The organism is Pseudomonas sp. CFBP 13711, from assembly GCF_014842265.1.
Lineage (GTDB): Bacteria > Pseudomonadota > Gammaproteobacteria > Pseudomonadales > Pseudomonadaceae > Aquipseudomonas.
The window spans coordinates 496,381-511,891 of the sequence record NZ_JACYVI010000001.1 but is presented as its reverse complement, the minus strand read 5'-3'; the positions used below and the strand labels follow the sequence as shown (position 1 = coordinate 511,891).

At 61.0% G+C, this 15,511-nt stretch carries 11 protein-coding genes; 7 read left to right on the top strand and 4 right to left on the bottom strand.

What is annotated here, in order from left to right; genetic code table 11:
• Positions 1–192: 192 nt before the first annotated feature.
• Together mqo and IFT47_RS02295 are read right to left on the bottom strand one after the other, a co-directional pair.
• Positions 193–1,833, bottom strand: a complete 1,641-nt coding sequence (gene mqo / locus IFT47_RS02300; protein WP_192171015.1) for a malate dehydrogenase (quinone) — start codon at positions 1,831–1,833, stop codon at positions 193–195.
• A 378-nt stretch (positions 1,834–2,211) separates the two neighbouring features.
• The gene (locus IFT47_RS02295) at positions 2,212–3,852 is read right to left on the bottom strand and encodes a methyl-accepting chemotaxis protein (protein WP_192171016.1); all 1,641 of its coding nucleotides are present in this window, start codon (positions 3,850–3,852) and stop codon (positions 2,212–2,214) included.
• Positions 3,853–4,162: 310 nt separating this feature from the next.
• On the opposite strand from IFT47_RS02295, the gene IFT47_RS02290 reads away from it, so the two are divergent.
• Positions 4,163–5,767, top strand: a complete 1,605-nt coding sequence (locus tag IFT47_RS02290; RefSeq protein WP_192171017.1) for a tetratricopeptide repeat-containing response regulator — start codon at positions 4,163–4,165, stop codon at positions 5,765–5,767.
• Positions 5,764–6,456, top strand: a complete 693-nt coding sequence (locus IFT47_RS02285; protein ID WP_192171018.1) for a sensor histidine kinase — start codon at positions 5,764–5,766, stop codon at positions 6,454–6,456. The genes IFT47_RS02290 and IFT47_RS02285 overlap by 4 nt, the downstream gene beginning before the upstream one ends.
• 91 nt (positions 6,457–6,547) lie before the next feature.
• Here IFT47_RS02285 and IFT47_RS02280 read toward each other — a convergent pair whose 3' ends face one another.
• On the bottom strand, positions 6,548–7,270 hold the full coding sequence (locus tag IFT47_RS02280; protein WP_133773389.1) for a FadR/GntR family transcriptional regulator: 723 nt from the start codon (positions 7,268–7,270) through the stop codon (positions 6,548–6,550).
• 409 nt (positions 7,271–7,679) lie between these two features.
• A complete protein-coding gene (locus tag IFT47_RS02275; protein WP_192171019.1) occupies positions 7,680–9,422 on the bottom strand; it encodes an IlvD/Edd family dehydratase in 1,743 nt (580 codons plus the stop codon).
• 230 nt (positions 9,423–9,652) lie between these two features.
• On the opposite strand from IFT47_RS02275, the gene IFT47_RS02270 reads away from it, so the two are divergent.
• The 5 genes from IFT47_RS02270 (at position 9,653) to IFT47_RS02250 (ending at position 15,355) form a co-directional block, all read left to right on the top strand.
• Complete coding sequence (locus IFT47_RS02270) at positions 9,653–10,969, top strand: MFS transporter (protein WP_192171020.1); 1,317 nt, start codon at positions 9,653–9,655, stop codon at positions 10,967–10,969.
• Positions 10,970–11,020: 51 nt separating this feature from the next.
• Positions 11,021–12,013, top strand: a complete 993-nt coding sequence (gene araD1, locus IFT47_RS02265) for an AraD1 family protein (protein WP_192171021.1) — start codon at positions 11,021–11,023, stop codon at positions 12,011–12,013.
• A 216-nt stretch (positions 12,014–12,229) separates the two neighbouring features.
• On the top strand, positions 12,230–13,555 hold the full coding sequence (locus IFT47_RS02260) for an MFS transporter (protein ID WP_192171022.1): 1,326 nt from the start codon (positions 12,230–12,232) through the stop codon (positions 13,553–13,555).
• A gap of 84 nt (positions 13,556–13,639) precedes the next feature.
• Positions 13,640–13,945 carry a DUF5629 family protein gene (locus IFT47_RS02255; protein ID WP_192171023.1) on the top strand — a complete coding sequence of 102 codons (306 nt, stop codon included), beginning with the start codon at positions 13,640–13,642 and terminating at the stop codon, positions 13,943–13,945.
• Between the two features lie 240 nt (positions 13,946–14,185).
• Entirely contained in the window at positions 14,186–15,355 is a 1,170-nt protein-coding gene (locus tag IFT47_RS02250; RefSeq protein WP_192171024.1) for a lactonase family protein, read from the top strand.
• The last annotated feature ends 156 nt before the right edge of the window (positions 15,356–15,511 follow it).

Below are 15,511 nucleotides of genomic sequence, written 5' to 3'. Positions count from 1 at the left end.
AATGGTTCCATAGGATGGACACAGCGCAAGCGCTTGCCGTTCATTTTCACGTCTTCAAGCGCTGATGAACGTCACAACGTGCGTCGGGCGGCCGTGGGCTGTTCACCAGGCAATAAAAAAGCCACGAGACGCGAGGTCTCGTGGCTTTCGTGAACAGCCGCATCAGGGTAGATGCAAACCGGTCAGGCGTCGTTACAGCGCCATGTCGCTGGCGGGCTTGCTTTCAGCAGGCTTGCCCGGCGCGGCAGTGCTGGTGCCGACGCTCTGATCGAGCACTGGCGGTTTGCCCAGTTGCAGCACTTCGGCGGTGTAGTTCCACTCTTGCTGAACAGCGGCTGGCGAGTCATTCAGCTTGGTGCCATAGCTCGGCACGATCTGATGGACCTTCGCTTGCCACTCAGGCGTCGCGAGCTGGGTCTTGAACAGCTTTTCCAGGACGTTGAGCATGATCGGTGCAGCGGTCGACGCGCCTGGCGATGCGCCCAGCAGGGCAGCGATGGTGCCGTCCTGGGAAGAAACGACTTCGGTGCCCAGTTTCAGCACGCCGCCCTTGTCGGCATCACGCTTGATGATCTGCACGCGCTGACCGGCTTGCCACAGGCGCCAGTCTTCTTTCTTGGCGTGCGGGAAGTATTCCTGCAGCGCTTTGAAGCGGTCGTCGTCGGACAGCATCAACTGACCGGCGAGGTACTCCACCAGCGGGTACTGCTCAACGCCCACTTTGGTCATTGGCCAGAAGTTGTGGGTGGTCATGCTGCTGAACAGGTCGAAGTACGAACCTTCTTTCAGGAACTTGGTGGAGAAGGTCGCGAACGGGCCAAACAGGATCACGCGCTTGCCGTCCAGCACGCGGGTGTCCAAGTGCGGAACCGACATGGGCGGCGCGCCGGTGGAGGCGATGCCGTAGGCCTTGGCCATGTGCTGCATGGCAACGGTCGGGTTCTCGGTCACCAGGAACGAACCACCAACCGGGAAGCCTGCGTAGTCCTGAGCTTCGGGAATGCCGGATTTCTGCAGGAGCTTCAATGCACCGCCACCTGCGCCGATGAACAGGAACTTGGCGTCGGTACCGGTGGTGGTGCCGTCTTTCAGGTTCTTGTATTCAACGTGCCACGAGCCGTCGTCGTTGCGGGTGATGTCGTTGACTTCGCTGGACAGCTTCAAATCGAAGTTCGGGCGGGTCTGCAGGTACGACACGTACTGGCGGGTGACTTCACCCCAGTTGACGTCGGTGCCGATCGGCGTCCAGGTGGTCGCCAGCTTCTGCGAAGGATCACGGCCTTCCATCATCAGCGGGACCCACTTGGCGATCTGCGCCGGGTCTTCGGAATACTGCATCGGGCGGAACAGCGGGCTGGCTTGCAGCGCGTCATAACGCTTTTTCAGGAATTTGATGTTGTCATCGCCCCACACGAAGCTCATGTGCGGTGTGGTGTTGATGAACGAAGGCGGGTTCTTCAGGACGTTCTGGCGGACCTGCCAGGACAGAAACTGACGGGTGACCTGGAAGGCTTCGTTGATCTCGATGGCTTTGGAGATGTTGACCTTGCCGTCTTTGTCTTCAGGCGTGTAGTTCAGCTCGGCGAGGCCGGAGTGACCGGTGCCGGCGTTGTTCCAGCCGTTGGAGCTTTCTTCGGCGACGGCGTCGAGGCGCTCGACCATTTCCATCGACCAGCTCGGCTCGAGTTCATTGAGCCAGACGCCCAGGGTCGAACTCATGATGCCGCCGCCGATCAGCAGTACATCGACTTTCTTGCTTTCTGCGGCATGGGCTTGCAGGAAGGTGGCCGAAATCGCGAGGCCCAGTAGAGCGGTGCTCGTTTTCTTGAACATCGAATCATCCAATAGATAGAAAGTTATCCGCCTGCAGCAATCGTCGCGCAACGTCCTGCGATGCCGGGCGCCAGTGTGCGGCGCGAACGTCAGACAGGCTTCGCTCTCGGAAAACGAGGAGGAAGGGTCAAAAGGCCAGTGAAAAGGTCGACCTCGTGTTCTATGTCCCTCGGTGCTGTGCTTTTTATTCGATCATTGGAATCAGCAGCTTGAGTAAACATCGTCCACCGCAGGACCTGGTCATCAGGTCCATCCCCTGCGGCGGGCGGGGATTGTACCCGAAATGTCATTTTCGACAAATCGGGTGTCAAATTAGTCAATACGCCATTTTGTCTCAGGGTGGCGATTGGCTAGCCGGGCGCCGAAACGCCAAGCCGTTTAAAGGGTGAATTTGCCCACCATGGAGTGGAAGGATACGGCCAGCCGCGACAACGCCTGACTCGACGCGCTGGTCTGATTGGCGCCGGCTGCGGTTTGGGTCGACAGGTCCTGGATGTTCACCAGGTTGCGGTCCACTTCGCGGGCCACTTGCGCCTGCTCCTCCGCTGCGCTGGCGATCACCAGGTTGCGTTCGTTCATCTGGCTTACGCCTTCGCTGATGCGTTCCAGCGCGTGGCCGGCTTCGGTGGCCAGTGACTGGGTATGCACGGCGATCGCCTGGCTTTTGCCCATGGCCTGCACGGCTTCGTTGGCGCCATTGCGCACCTTGGTGATCATCGATTCGATTTCGCCGGTGGAGGTTTGGGTGCGGTGGGCGAGGGCACGTACTTCGTCCGCCACCACCGCAAAGCCACGGCCTTGCTCGCCGGCGCGGGCCGCTTCGATGGCCGCGTTGAGCGCCAGCAGGTTGGTCTGCTCGGCAATACCGCGGATCACGTCGAGAACTTTGGTGATGTCGCGGATCTGCCCGGCCAGCGCTTCGACGCGCTGGGTCGATTCGGTGATTTCCACGGTCATGGTGTTCATCGCGGTGACAGCCTGCTGCACTTGTTGCTGGCCCTTGATGGCATCTTCGGAGGTCTGCGCAGACACCTGCGAAGCGCTCGCGGCGTTGCGCGCCACTTCTTCCACCGCAGCGGTCATCTCGTTGACGGCCGTGGCGGCTTGCTGGATTTCATCGTTCTGACGCATCAGCCCGCGGGTGCTGTCGTCGGTCACCATGGTCAGTTCTTCAGCGGCGGACGCCAGTTGATCCGAAGCGGTGGCGATTTGCTGAACCGTGCCCTTCAGGCTGCCCTGCATGTTAGACAGCGCCTTGAGCAACTGGCCGGTTTCGTCCTGACCGCCGACCGCGATGGTCTGGCTCAGATCACCGCCCGCCACCCGGGTGGCGCTGGCCACGGATTGATAGATCGGCCGGGTGATCATGCGGGTGACGATCAGCCCCAACGCAATGGCGCACACCACCGCGATCAACGAACCGATGATCAGAATCCACGTCACCTGCTTGTCCGTTTCGATGCCTTGCTGGGCCTGTTCATTGGCTTGCCGCAGGTTGGATTCGATCATGATTTTCAGCTCGCCCATGGTCTTGCGATAGCTAGGCGTTACGCTGGTGGCGGCCAATTTGCTGGCTTGCTCAAGGTCGCCACTCTGCGCCACAGACAGCGCATTGAGGGCGGCGCTGATGTAAGCGGCCCAGTCGCGTTCGAAGTCATCGCCTGCGGCTTTTTCATCCGGATCAAGTGGCGTGGCGCGGTAGGTCTTGAAGTCGGTCTCGGCTTGGGCCTGGTTTTCCTTTAGGGACTGGATGGCTGCGTTGATGTCGTCCGGGTTGGCCTTGAGTGCGCTCAGTCCGATGGCTTTGAAAAAGTCGCGGTTGGTGGCGATGACGTTGGCCTTCACCGAATCGACCTTGGCGATCGACACCAGATTGTCGCTCACCGTGTTTTCAAACAGTTCATACAGCCGGGAAATACCGCTCTGCCCCAGCACACCCACCACCACGGTGATCAGCGCACACAAACAGAAAGCCGAAAGGAGCTTGGTCTTCAATTTCAGGTCGGTCAGCCAGGACATGGAGTGCACTCGAACGGGGATGGGGTTGCGGCTGGTTGGGTACGCGTTGCATGACTGGATATCGGCTGCACACCCAAGGACTTTACCCGTTGGCGTATGCCTCCTTTCGCGTCGATGCCCTGTCAACACGGCGCGAGGGCGTGATTTTTTCCCGCATGGCGTGCCTAAGCTTTGCCCTGCTGCCGCCGATAACTCGGACAAGTGGCGTCATGCCGCAACTTTATTGGCCCTCTCTGCCCAGACCGGGAACGAGACCGCCGCCCTTGCAGGTGCCTCAGGGCCGACTATTTATCCGGTGACAGGAATCTCGATGCTGGCGTGGAACCAAAAAACCTTTCTGATCGTCGACGATTTTTCCGACTTCCGCAGTTCGGTCCGCTCGATGCTGCGCGAGTTGGGCGTCAAGGCGGTGGACACTGCCGACACCGGCGAGGAGGCGCTGAAGATGTGCGCGCAGAAGCGCTACGACTTCATCCTCCACGACTTCAATCTGGGTGACGGCAAGAAGAACGGCCAGCAGGTGCTCGAAGACCTGATGTCCGATCGACTGATCAGCCACGAAAGCGTGTTCGTCATGGTCACTGCCGAGAACAGCCAGGCGATGGTGATGAGCGCGCTGGAGTGGGAGCCGGATGCGTACCTGACCAAGCCGTTCAACCGTGCGAGCCTGGCTCAGCGTCTGGAGAAGATCGTCCAGCGCAAGACCCTGCTCAAGCCGATCCTGCAAGCGCTTGACCGTGGCAATCCGACCGAGGTGTTGACGGCCTGTGCTGCGCTGACCAAGCAGGACCCACGTTTTGCGCCGCTGTGCCTGCGCTACAAAGCCGATGCACTGCGTGACCTCAATCAGCACGAGCCGCTCGAGGCCTTTCTCAAGTCGATCCTCGCCGACCGCCCGCAACCTTGGGCGTATGTGGCGCTGGGCAAGCTGCTGTTCAAGCGCGGGCGCAACGCTGAAGCGCAGGGCGTGTACGAAGAAGCGATTCGCGCCTTCAATGCCATGCCGGTACTGTACGACGGGCTGGCCGACGTGTTGGTGGCCAGCGGCGACAACAAGCGTGCGCAGAAGATGCTGGAAGAGGCGGTGCGGTTATCGCCGTATGCTGTGCGCCGTCAGCGTCTGCTGGGCAAGCTGGCGCTGGAAAACGAGGACTTCGATGGTGCTTCAAAGGCCTATCGTCAGGCCGTTTCCCAAGGCCAGTTCTCCCGCTTCAAGGACCCGGAGACCAACCTCGGTTTTGCTCAGGCACTGATCAGCCGTGGCGGCGAGCGCGGGCTGGATGCCCGCACCCGAATCGAGATCAACCAGACCCTCACCGAAGTCGCCAAGGAAAACGGCAACGACGCTGGCCTGCAAGTGCGCGCGCGTTTGATGAAGGCCACCAGCGTCGCATCCTCCGATCCGGAAATGGCCGCCAAACTGACCGAGCAGGCGATGGAACGGCTTGAGGGCATGGAGCAGTTTCTCAGCGCCGATGCGGCGCTGGCGGTGGCTTCGCAGCTCAAGGCGCTCGGTCAGGAAGACGCTGGCGCGGGCATTCTGAAAAGCTGTGCCGAAATCTACGGCGACGATCCAGTGGTGATGCAGAACATCGCCAGGCAGACCGACGATCCCGAGATTCTCGGCGCCGGCAAAGCGGCCATCGATTTCAATATCCAGGGCATTCGCTGCTACCGCGCCGGCAAGCTCGGCGAGGCGCAGGACCTGTTCCGTCAGGGCCTGGCCCTGCAACCGAAGAACATCAGTATCGCCCTGAACATGGCGCAGTCATTGCTGCACATGGGCGTCCAGAATCTCGACGCGGCGAGCCTGGCGGAATGCCAGAGCAGTCTCAAGATGGTCGGCAAGATGCCGGAGACCGACCCGCGCTTCGAGCGTTTCCAGAAACTGCGACTCAGGGCTTTCGGCGAATGAAAGATCAGGATCTCGGGCTCGACTTCTCGATGGTGATTGCGTCCACCGTTCACGACATGAAGAACGCGCTGGGGTCGTTGATCCAGGCCCACGGCCAGTGGGTCAAGCAGCTTCCCGAAGCCTGTCGTGGTACGCCGGATCAAGGCGTCATCGATTACGAGTTCGCCCACCTCAATGGCATGCTGGTGCAGCTGCTCGGGCTCTACAAACTGGGGGTGAATCAGCTGCCGATGCGCCCCGATTATCACGAGCTGGATGACTTCATTGAAGCGCAGCTGGCCTTTCATCAGGAAGTGCTCGTCAGTCGTGGCATCACGGCGCGCTATGCGGTAAACGACTTCGGTTTGCCGGGCTTCTTTGATCGCGAGCTGGTCGGTTCAGTGGTGTCCAACGTGGTCATCAACGCCATTCGCTTTGCGCGCAGTGAAGTGTTGATTACGGCAGGGCAGGTCGGCGAGCAACTGGTGATCAGCATCAACGACGACGGACCGGGGTTTCCGCGACGCATGATCGAGGAACAGACCGATTACGTGTTGGGCATCAACCAGAACAGCGGGAGCACCGGGTTGGGCTTGTATTTCGCGGCGAACATCGCCAGACAGCATCAGCGCAAAGGCGTCCATGGCCACATCGAAATCGCCAACGGCGGCGAGCTGGGCGGCGGGCTGTTCAGCGTTTATCTGCCCTGAGACTGTGTGCAGTCAGTAGGACCGGCTTCAGCCGGGAAGCCTTTGATCTGCTGTCGAGCTCAGCAAGACGCCCTTATTCGTTTTCACGGGGCTACAACTTCACGCCTTGCCCCAGCACCACATTCAGCGCGTTGCGCGCATCGTCCAGTTGCACCAGCGTGGCGTGATGGGCGCCCAGCGCATCGCGATTTTCGATGGCGGTGAGGATCGCACGATGGCGGGGCAATGCCAGCTCGTGCAGGTTCGGGCGTTTGTTGGAATGCTTCAACGCCTCGCGCAAGGCCAGCGAGAGCATGTTGCACAAGTGCGCGAGCAAGTCGTTGTGGGTCGCGTCGGCGATGCGGCTGTGGAAATCGAGGTCCGGTTGCAGCACGTCTTCAACGGTCGGCGCGGCGGCCATGCGCTCGTAGGCCTCGCCGATGGCGGTGATGTCTTCGGGGGTGGCGTGTTGCGCGGCGAGGGCGGCGGCCGCCGGTTCGATGATGCTGCGCACGCTGGTGAGCAGGGCGAAAAACTCGTTCTGCGGCGAGCTTTGCATCAGCCAGTGCAGCACGTCCGGATCAAGGATGTGCCATTCGCGGCGCGGCTTGACCACCGTGCCCACCCGTGGCCGGGAATACACCAGCCCTTTGGCGACCAACACCCGCGTGGCTTCGCGCAGCACAGGACGACTGACGGCATATTCTTCGCAGAGCAGGGCTTCGGCGGGGAGTTTGTCATCGGGCTTGAAGCGGCCCGAGACAATCTGCATGCCGATGTCCTGGACAATGCGCGAGTGCATGCTTTTACGGTCGGAGGGCTTACGGTAATCCATGGGGCGCGGGGCAATCCTGAGCGGTGAATGCGGCGCATCATAGCATTGGCGGACAAAGAGACGCGCCGCTCGAAATGACCCGGATTGGTTGCGGCTGAACAAACTGGATTCCCGCGACTCACGCAGATCCTGTGGGAGCGAGCCTGCTCGCGAAAGCGTCAGTCCAGCCACCGCATCTTTAGTGGCGGAAAATCAGTATTCGCGAGCAACCTCGCTCCCACGAGACCGTGGGTGACTTGAGATTTCGAGCCATGCCGAGGACCTGTGGGAGTGAGCTTGCTCGCGAAAGCGTCAGTCCAGCCGCTGGACATCTGGCGGCTGGAGGTCAGTATTCGCGAGCAAGGTGGAGCGCCACCCCGGTCGCTGCCGCAGGTCCGGCGGCGTGGCGCGTTCAATCAATGGCTTTCAATCAATGAGAGTGTCGTGGCACTTCCGAGCCGCGCATGCCGACCAGGAAGTCGAAGTCGCAACCCTGATCCGCCTGCATCACATGATCGATGTACAGCTGACGGTATCCGCCAATCAACAGCTGTGGCGGTGCTTGCCAGTCAGCCAGACGCGCGGCCAGTTCCGCTTCCGGGATGTCCAGGTGCAGGCGGCCGGTTGCGCAATCCAGCTCGATGAAATCCCCCTCCTGCACCACCGCCAACGGACCACCCGCTGCTGCTTCGGGCGCCACGTGCAAAACCACAGTCCCATACGCCGTGCCGCTCATGCGCGCATCGGAAATCCGCACCATGTCGGTTACGCCCTGGGCCAGCAGCTTGGCCGGCAGACCCATGTTCCCGACTTCGGCCATGCCCGGATAACCCTTCGGCCCGCAGTTCTTCATCACCAGAATGCTGCTGGCATCCACGTCCAGATCCGGATCGTTGATGCGCGCCTTGTACATGTCGAAGTTCTCGAACACCACCGCGCGACCCCGGTGCTTCATCAGCGCAGGCGTGGCAGCGGACGGTTTGAGCACCGCACCCAGCGGCGCAAGGTTGCCGCGCAGCACGCAGATACCGCCATCGGCCACCAGCGGATTGTCGATGGCGCGGATCACTTCGTCGTCGCCATAGATCGGCGAATTCTGCACGTTTTCCCACAGCGTCTTGCCGTTGGCGGTCAAGGCGTCGGGGTGGGGAATCAGGTTGTTCTCGCCGAGACGACGCAACACCGCAGGCAGGCCGCCAGCGTAGTAGAACTCTTCCATCAGGAAGCGCCCGGAAGGCTGCAGGTCCACCAGCGTCGGCGTGCCGCGACCAATGCGGGTCCAGTCGTCCAGTTCCAGGTCCACGCCGATGCGACCGGCGATGGCTTTTAGGTGGATTACCGCGTTGGTCGAACCGCCGATGGCTGCGTTGACGCGGATGGCGTTTTCGAAGGCTTCGCGGGTCAGGATTTTCGACAGCCGCAGGTCTTCGTTGACCATTTGCACCGCCCGCATGCCGGACATGTGCGCCAGGACGTAACGGCGTGAATCGACAGCAGGAATCGCCGCGTTGTGCGGCAGCGACGTACCCAGCGCTTCGGCCATGCACGCCATGGTCGAAGCGGTGCCCATGGTGTTGCAGGTACCGGCCGAGCGCGACATGCCGGATTCGGCGGAGAGAAATTCGTCGAGGCTGATCTGCCCGGCTTTATAGGATTCGTGCATCTGCCAGACGATGGTGCCGGCGCCGATGTCCTTGCCCTTGTGCTTGCCGTTGAGCATCGGCCCGCCGGTGACGACGATGGCCGGGATGTCACAGCTGGCAGCGCCCATCAACAGGGCAGGGGTGGTCTTGTCGCAACCGGTCAGCAGCACCACGCCGTCGATGGGATTGCCGCGAATGGCCTCTTCAACGTCCATGCTCGCCAGGTTGCGGGTCAGCATGGCGGTCGGCCGCAGGTTCGATTCGCCGTTGGAGAAGACCGGAAATTCAACCGGGAAACCACCGGCTTCGATCACGCCGCGTTTGACGTGTTCGGCGATGGTGCGGAAGTGGGCGTTGCAGGGGGTGAGTTCGGACCAGGTGTTGCAGATGCCGATGATCGGCTTGCACTGGAACTGATGGTCGGCGATGCCCTGGTTCTTCATCCAGCTGCGGTACATGAAGCCGTTCTTGTCGGCAGTACCGAACCACTGGGCGGAGCGCAGCACGGGTTTCTTGGCGGAATCAGACATAAATCGGCACTCTTATTGTTAGGCTTTATTTGTAAGACTAAAGGCTGCAGGTGCTGACTAAAATAGGCCGAAAATGTCGCGAGTGGAAGAGTTGTAGTCTTAAATAGTAATACTATATAGTCGATCTCAACCGAGGGACGACCCTGCCGGCTTCATCCGCAGCAATGCGCACACGAAGGCAGAGGCGATCCCCGCAGGCTTCCATAACAAAAACAATGAGGACCGCATCCATGAGCCAGGAACTCAGGCTTATTCGTCGCATCACCCTGAAACTCATTCCCTTTCTGATCCTGCTCTACCTGATCGCTTATGTGGATCGCTCCGCCGTCGGCTTCGCCAAGCTGCACATGGGCGCGGACGTCGGCATCGGTGACGCGGCCTATGGCATGGGCGCCGGCCTGTTCTTCATTGGCTACTTCCTGTTGGAAATCCCCAGCAACCTGATGCTCGAACGCTTTGGCGCGCGGCGCTGGTTCGCGCGGATCATGCTCACCTGGGGCGCGATCACCATGGGCATGGCCTTCGTCCAGGGCCCGACCAGCTTCTATGTCATGCGCTTTCTGCTCGGCGCGGCCGAGGCGGGCTTCTTCCCCGGCGTTCTGTACTACATCACCCAATGGTTTCCGGTCCGCCATCGCGGCAAGATCCTCGGCCTGTTCATCCTTTCCCAACCCATCGCGATGATGATCACCGGCCCGATTTCCGGCGGTTTGCTCGGCATGGAAGGCGTGGCCGGTCTGCACGGCTGGCAGTGGCTGTTCCTGTGCATCGGCGCGCCGGCGATTCTGCTCACCTTGCCGGTGTTGCGCTGGTTGCCTGATGGCCCGAAGGACGTGAAGTGGATGGATCCGGTCGAGAAACAATGGCTCGCCGGCGAGCTGAAAAAAGACCTGGAAGAATACGGCCAGACCCGCCACGGCAACCCCTTGCATGCGCTCAAAGACAAACGCGTTCTGCTGCTGGCGCTGTTTTATCTCCCCGTCACGCTGAGCATTTATGGCCTCGGCCTGTGGCTGCCGACGCTGATCAAACAGTTTGGCGGCAGCGACCTGACCACGGGCTTCATCTCTGCCGTACCTTATATTTTCGGCATCGTCGGCCTGTTGATCGTCCCGCGCAGTTCCGATCGGCTCAATGACCGCTATGGTCATCTGGCGGTGCTGTATGTGATCGGCGCCATCGGTCTGTTTCTCAGCGCGTACCTGACCGTGCCGGTGTTGCAACTGGCGGCGCTGTCGCTGGTGGCGTTCTCGCTGTTTTCCTGCACGGCAGTGTTCTGGACACTGCCCGGTCGTTTCTTCGCCGGCGCCAGTGCCGCGGCGGGCATTGCGCTGATCAACTCGGTGGGCAATCTGGGCGGCTACATCGGCCCCTTCGTCATCGGCTGGCTGAAAGAACTGACCGGCAACCTGGCCAGCGGCTTGTACTTCCTCTCGGGCGTGATGATCTGCGGCCTGATTCTGACCGGCGTGGTCTACCGTGTTCTGGAACGCAAGCACGCCTTGCCCGAATCGAAATTTGCCGCCAGCGCGCGCGGCTCTCGTTAACCTCAGGCCGCTCTGTGGGGCGGCCGTGTAGACCCCAAACAGGAGAACCCCATGCATTTAGTACAGTTCGAACTGGGCAACGGCCAGCGTCGCGTCGGTCTGGTGGACGGTCCGCTGGTGCGCGAAATCCAGGGCGCCACCAGCACCCGTGATCTGGCCCTGGCGGCCATCGACAAGAAGATCTCCCTCGCCGAGCAGGTTGACAGCCTGGGCCTGGGGGATAACCACGATTACTCGCAGCTGCGTGCCGATCTGATGATCCTGCCGCCGCTGGATCACCCTGATCCGGCGCACTTGCTGGTCAGCGGCACCGGGCTCACCCATCTGGGCAGCGCGTCGGCGCGGGACAAAATGCACCAGCAGGGCAATGACGAAGCGGGCATGACCGACACCATGCGCATCTTCAAATGGGGCCTGGAAGGCGGCAAGCCAGCAGCCGGTCAGCCAGGCGTGCAGCCGGAGTGGTTCTACAAGGGCGACGGCAGCATCGTCATCCGTCCGGGCGAGTCGTTCCCGCAGCCCCCCTTCTCCGAAGACGCCGGCGAAGAGCCCGAGCTGAGCGGCCTGTACGTGATCGGTCACGACGGCAAGCCTTACCGCCTGGGTTTCGCCATCGGCAATGAATTCTCCGATCACATCATGGAGCGCAAGAACTACCTGTACCTGGCCCATTCCAAGCTGCGCGCCTGCTCCTTCGGCCCGGAGCTGCGGGTCGGCGATCTGCCGCAGAACCTGGCGGGCACCAGCCGCATCCATCGCGACGGGCAGGTGCTGTGGGAGAAGGAGTTCTTGAGCGGCGAGGCCAACATGTGCCACAGCCTGGAAAACCTCGAATACCACCACTTCAAATACGCCCAGTTCCTGCGGCCGGGGGATGTGCATGTGCATTTCTTCGGCACCGCGACGCTGTCGTTTGCCGATGGCATCAAGACGCAGCCGGGGGACAAGTTCGAGATCAGCCAGCATGAGTTTGGTGCGCCGTTGATCAACGGCATTGCGCCGGCCGAGGCGGTTTTCCAGCCGGGTGGCATCAAGCAGCTTTGATGTCCCGCTCTTGCGGAACGCTTGAATGGCCAGGACTGCATGCGTGGTGATTCGCCGCGTTGCAGAAATCCTGTAGGAGTGAGCGTGCTCGCGAAGCGGTGATCCAGTCACTGAAAGGGGTGACCGGAATTTCGCTATCGCGAGCAAGCTCACTCCTACAGTGGCTGGCTGCTGCGCTCGATACGACACCCATAAAAACAAAACGAGGTGCGACCCATGACCGCCACTGCCATCCCGCTGGAACGCCTTGATGCCGACGCCCTCGAGGACAGCATCTACCGCAAGGTGAGCTGGCGAATCGTGCCGTTGTTCATCGCCTGTTTCCTGTTTGCCTACCTGGACCGCGTCAACATCAGCTTTGCCAAGCTGCAGATGGCCAGCGACCTTGGCTTCAGTGAAACCGTTTACGGCCTGGGCGCGAGCCTGTTCTTCGTCGGCTACTTCCTGTTCGAAGTGCCGAGCAACGTGCTGCTGCACAAGATCGGCGCGCGGATCTGGATCGCGCGGATCATGGTCTCGTGGGGCATCGCGTCCGCCTGCATGATGTTAGTGCAGACCGAATTCTGGTTCTACACGCTGCGCTTTCTGATCGGCGTGATGGAAGCCGGCTTCGTCCCCGGCGTCCTGTATTTCTTCACCCAGTGGTATCCGGGCTCACGTCGGGCGCGGGTCAACTCCTACTTCAAAAGCTCCATCTGCCTGTGCGGGATCGTCGGCGGTCCGATTGCCGGGCTGATCCTCGGTCACTTCGACGGTGTCATGGGCCTGGCCGGCTGGCGCTGGCTGTTCCTGATCGAAGGCATCCCGTCCATCCTGCTGGGCGGTGTGGTGTTCTGGCTGGTCAAGGACCGTATCGAAGACGCCACCTGGCTCAGTGATCAGGAAAAACAGGTGGTGATGGCGCGTATGGCGAAAGAGGCCCAGCCCGTCGTCAAGCAGACCGTCAAAGACATCTGGAAACACCCGACCACCTACGTGATGTCAGGCATCTACCTGTGTCTGGTCATGGCGCTGACCGGGCTGTTGTTCTGGATGCCGCAGTTGATTAAAACCGCCGGCGTGACCGACACCCTGAACATTGGCCTGTTGACGGTGATTCCGTATGTGGGCGCGGTGATCGGCAATCTGCTGATCGGCGCCAGCTCCGACCGCCACGGCGAGCGCCGCTGGCACATGGCGGGCTGCGCGACGCTGACCGCGGCGGGCTATCTGGTCTGTGCGTTGTTTCCCGGGCAACTGGTGCCGCTGATGATCGGCATGACCATGATCATGACTGGCATCATCGCCTGGATGCCGATCTTCTGGACCATCCCGCCGCGCTTCCTCACCGGTATCGCTGCCGCTGCGGGCATCGCGCTGATCAATTCCCTCGGGCAACTGGGCGGGATCATCGCGCCGTTCATGGTCGGCCGCATCAAGGACCTCACCGGCACGGCGACGCCTGCGCTGTTCGCGTTGTTCGCCGTCAGCGTGCTGGCCATCGCGCTGATTGTCTGGGGCATCCCGTCGCGCTACTACGCGAAGGAAGCGGTTCAGGACTGAACCTGCGGCCAATGGACGCCGAGGCCAGCGCTTCGGCGTCTTTTCACCTATCATTCGCGCTTTCACTGATGCGAACCCACTGCCATGACCACCACACCGCAATCCCTGCGCGCTGAACTCCAGACCGCGCTGACCGCCCAGAGCATGATCGAAATCGACGGCCTGCACGCTTTCGAATTCACCCTCGATGAAATGCTCCAGATCGAAAGCATGGACGGCCGCGAGCGCAAGGTCTGGCGTTTCTCCCTGGCGCAGATCGACGCCGCCGAATTCGATGCCGCGCTCCAGAGCTGGGTCATCAACGACGGCAACGCCGACCATCGCATTGTCGTGCTGCAAGGGATTGCGGCGAGTGACGAGGATGACGATGAAGAGGGCGAGCAGGAGTAACCGCGCACTATTGGACTGCAGTGAATATCGAGGGGACTGATTTATTTACAACGCTTCACCGTAAATCAATCTGTCCCCGGGCGCGCGACGCCCAACCATAAATCAATCCAGCCCCGCCAAGCGCCATGTCCCCGCAGTTTCACAGCACCCACTCGGCAACTACTCTACGCAATACGCTGTCATAGCCCGTGACCATCTGCGTGCACGGCGCGCCAACAACTCCAAAAAGAGAACAGCCCAATGACTCCCAGACTTCTGCCGTGGTTAGCGCTTGCCAGCAGCCTTTCCGCGCTCTCCGTTCAGGCCAAACCCATGACTGATTACGACGTACTGGTCGGTTCCTATACCGCCGGCGCCAGCGAAGGCATTTACCGCTTCGGCTTCAACACCCAGACCGGCCAGCTCGACGCCAAACCGCATCAGGTGATCAAGAGCGACAACCCGTCCTGGCTGACGCTCTCCAAAGACCAGCGTCATATGTTCGCGGTCAACGAGAACGGCCCGGGCCAGAAAGACGTCGTCGGCAAGGTCAGCAGCTACGCTATCGACCCCAAGACCCACGCGGTGTCGTTCCTCAATCAGATCGACACCAAGGGCGAAGAGCCGACCCATTCCAGCCTGAGCCTGGACGGGCGTTTCCTCTTCGTCGCCAACTACGCCGTCCACCCGCAACCGGGTGGCGTGCTGGCGGTGGTGCCGGTCGGCAAGGACGGCAAACTGGCGCCTGTGGTGCAGACCACGACCCACGAAGCGAGCAAGGTCAATCCGGAGCGTCAGGCTTCGTCCCACGTTCACGCGGCGGTACCCACGCCCGACGGCAAGTACCTGATCGCCATGGACCTGGGCGCTGACAAGATGTTTGTCTTCAACTACGACGCCAAACAGCCTCAGCCGCTGAAGCCGGCGAAAGTGCCTTCAGTCGACCTGCCACCGGGCAGCGGTCCGCGCCACCTGACCTTCAGCAAAGACGGCAAGCACGCCTGGCTGACGATGGAAATGAGCGCCCAGGTCGCGGTGTTTGATTATCACGACGGTGTGTTCAAGCAGACCCAACTGGTTGACCTCGCCAACAAGGAAGGTCAACAAAACCGTGCCGCGGGTGGCCTGCACCCTTCGCCGGATGGCAAGTTCCTCTACGTTGCCAACCGTGGCGAAGTGAACGAGCTGCTGGTGTTCAGCATCGATGCCGCGAACGGCCAGCTCAAGGAAGTCCAGCGTCGCACCGTGGAAGGCAAGGAACCTCGCGAATTCGCCTTCGACCCGAGCGGCCACTTCGTGCTGATCGCCAACCAGAAAAGCAACCAGATCGTGACCGTCCGCGTTGACCCGAAAACCGGTCTGCTGGGCGACACCGTGCAGAAAGTCGACTTCGATTCGCCGTCCGACTTCCATTTCCTCACCGCACACTGACAGCCCGTGACGCTTTGACGCAGGCCCATCCCTTGATTTTCAAGGGCTCTGGGCCTGTATCAATTCAGGTGATAAGGGCTAGTGCCAGAAAAGATTTTTTCCAGAACATCCTCGGGCGTAACTTTCATTCCACGGCCACGACGGTCAAGACTTGAA

What these genes read in the sequence shown, in the direction of transcription:
- mqo (WP_192171015.1), bottom strand. Translation starts at nt 1,833, where the DNA reads ATGTTCAAGAAAACGAGCACCGCTCTACTGGGCCTCGCGATTTCGGCC.
- IFT47_RS02295 (WP_192171016.1), bottom strand. Translation starts at nt 3,852, where the DNA reads ATGTCCTGGCTGACCGACCTGAAATTGAAGACCAAGCTCCTTTCGGCT.
- IFT47_RS02290 (WP_192171017.1), top strand. Translation starts at nt 4,163, where the DNA reads ATGCTGGCGTGGAACCAAAAAACCTTTCTGATCGTCGACGATTTTTCC.
- IFT47_RS02285 (WP_192171018.1), top strand. Translation starts at nt 5,764, where the DNA reads ATGAAAGATCAGGATCTCGGGCTCGACTTCTCGATGGTGATTGCGTCC.
- IFT47_RS02280 (WP_133773389.1), bottom strand. Translation starts at nt 7,270, where the DNA reads ATGGATTACCGTAAGCCCTCCGACCGTAAAAGCATGCACTCGCGCATT.
- IFT47_RS02275 (WP_192171019.1), bottom strand. Translation starts at nt 9,422, where the DNA reads ATGTCTGATTCCGCCAAGAAACCCGTGCTGCGCTCCGCCCAGTGGTTC.
- IFT47_RS02270 (WP_192171020.1), top strand. Translation starts at nt 9,653, where the DNA reads ATGAGCCAGGAACTCAGGCTTATTCGTCGCATCACCCTGAAACTCATT.
- araD1 (WP_192171021.1), top strand. Translation starts at nt 11,021, where the DNA reads ATGCATTTAGTACAGTTCGAACTGGGCAACGGCCAGCGTCGCGTCGGT.
- IFT47_RS02260 (WP_192171022.1), top strand. Translation starts at nt 12,230, where the DNA reads ATGACCGCCACTGCCATCCCGCTGGAACGCCTTGATGCCGACGCCCTC.
- IFT47_RS02255 (WP_192171023.1), top strand. Translation starts at nt 13,640, where the DNA reads ATGACCACCACACCGCAATCCCTGCGCGCTGAACTCCAGACCGCGCTG.
- IFT47_RS02250 (WP_192171024.1), top strand. Translation starts at nt 14,186, where the DNA reads ATGACTCCCAGACTTCTGCCGTGGTTAGCGCTTGCCAGCAGCCTTTCC.